General features: G+C 55.8%; 2 rRNA genes. Both read right to left on the reverse strand.

Features of this window, described 5'->3' with window-relative positions:
* Positions 1 to 8: 8 nt before the first annotated feature.
* A 5S ribosomal RNA gene (gene rrf, locus AYO52_RS15995) occupies positions 9 to 125 on the reverse strand.
* Positions 126 to 216: 91 nt separating this feature from the next.
* Positions 217 to 1,567, reverse strand: a 23S ribosomal RNA gene (locus AYO52_RS16000); the annotation flags it as partial.

The raw sequence follows: 1,567 nt of genomic DNA on the forward strand, positions 1-1,567 counted from the left end.
GAAGTTGTGTTCGGCGGTGACCTACTCTCCCACACCCTCACGAGTGCAGTACCATCGGCGCTGGCAGGCTTAGCTTCCGGGTTCGGAATGGGACCGGGCGTTTCCCTGCCGCTATGGCCGCCGTAACTCTGTGAAACAAGGCCCACGTGTTTTTGCGTGGGTGTGTTGTTTCAGATACTGCACAGTGGACGCGTTGCGATTCTTTAGGGGCTGTTTGTGTGTAAGCCCTCGGCCGATTAGTACCGGTCACCTGCACGCATTGCTGCGCTTCCAGTTCCGGCCTATCAACCCCATGGTCTGTGGGGGGCCTTAACCACGCGAAGGTGGTGAGAAACCTCATCTTGGAACAGGCTTCCCGCTTAGATGCTTTCAGCGGTTATCCCTTCCGAACGTAGCTAACCAGCGATGCTCCTGGTGGAACAACTGGCACACCAGAGGTTCGTCCGTCCCGGTCCTCTCGTACTAGGGACAGCCTTCCTCAAGTTTCTTACGCGCGCGGCGGATAGAGACCGAACTGTCTCACGACGTTCTAAACCCAGCTCGCGTGCCGCTTTAATGGGCGAACAGCCCAACCCTTGGGACCTACTCCAGCCCCAGGATGCGACGAGCCGACATCGAGGTGCCAAACCATCCCGTCGATATGGACTCTTGGGGAAGATCAGCCTGTTATCCCCGGGGTACCTTTTATCCGTTGAGCGACACCGCTTCCACTTGCCGGTGCCGGATCACTAGTCCCGACTTTCGTCCCTGCTCGACGTGTCAGTCTCACAGTCAAGCTCCCTTGTGCACTTGCACTCAACACCTGATTGCCATCCAGGCTGAGGGAACCTTTGGGCGCCTCCGTTACTCTTTAGGAGGCAACCGCCCCAGTTAAACTACCCACCAGGCACTGTCCCTAACCCAGATCATGGGCCGAGGTTAGACGTCCAATACGATCAGAGTGGTATTTCAACAACGACTCCACACACACTGGCGTGCATGCTTCACAGTCTCCCACCTATCCTACACAAACCGAATCGAACGCCAATACCAAGCTATAGTAAAGGTCCCGGGGTCTTTTCGTCCTGCCGCGCGTAACGAGCATCTTTACTCGTAGTGCAATTTCGCCGAGTCTGTGGTCGAGACAGCAGAGAAGTCGTTACGCCATTCGTGCAGGTCGGAACTTACCCGACAAGGAATTTCGCTACCTTAGGATGGTTATAGTTACCACCGCCGTTTACTGGGGCTTAAATTCTCAGCTTCGCCTTGCGGCTAACCGGTCCTCTTAACCTTCCAGCACCGGGCAGGCGTCAGTCCGTATACATCGACTTACGTCTTCGCACGGACCTGTGTTTTTAGTAAACAGTCGCTTCTCTCTGGTCTCTGCGACCACCCCCAGCTCAGATCGCAAGGATCGTCACCGGGCGTGGTCCCCCTTCTCCCGAAGTTACGGGGGCATTTTGCCGAGTTCCTTAACCACAGTTCTCTCGATCGCCTTGGTATTCTCTACCTGATCACCTGTGTCGGTTTGGGGTACGGGCCGTGTATGAACTCACTAGAGGCTTTTCTCGGCAGCATAGGATCACTG

This window comes from Dietzia sp. 111N12-1 (assembly GCF_001658045.1).
In the GTDB taxonomy this organism is placed as follows: Bacteria; Actinomycetota; Actinomycetes; order Mycobacteriales; family Mycobacteriaceae; genus Dietzia; species Dietzia kunjamensis.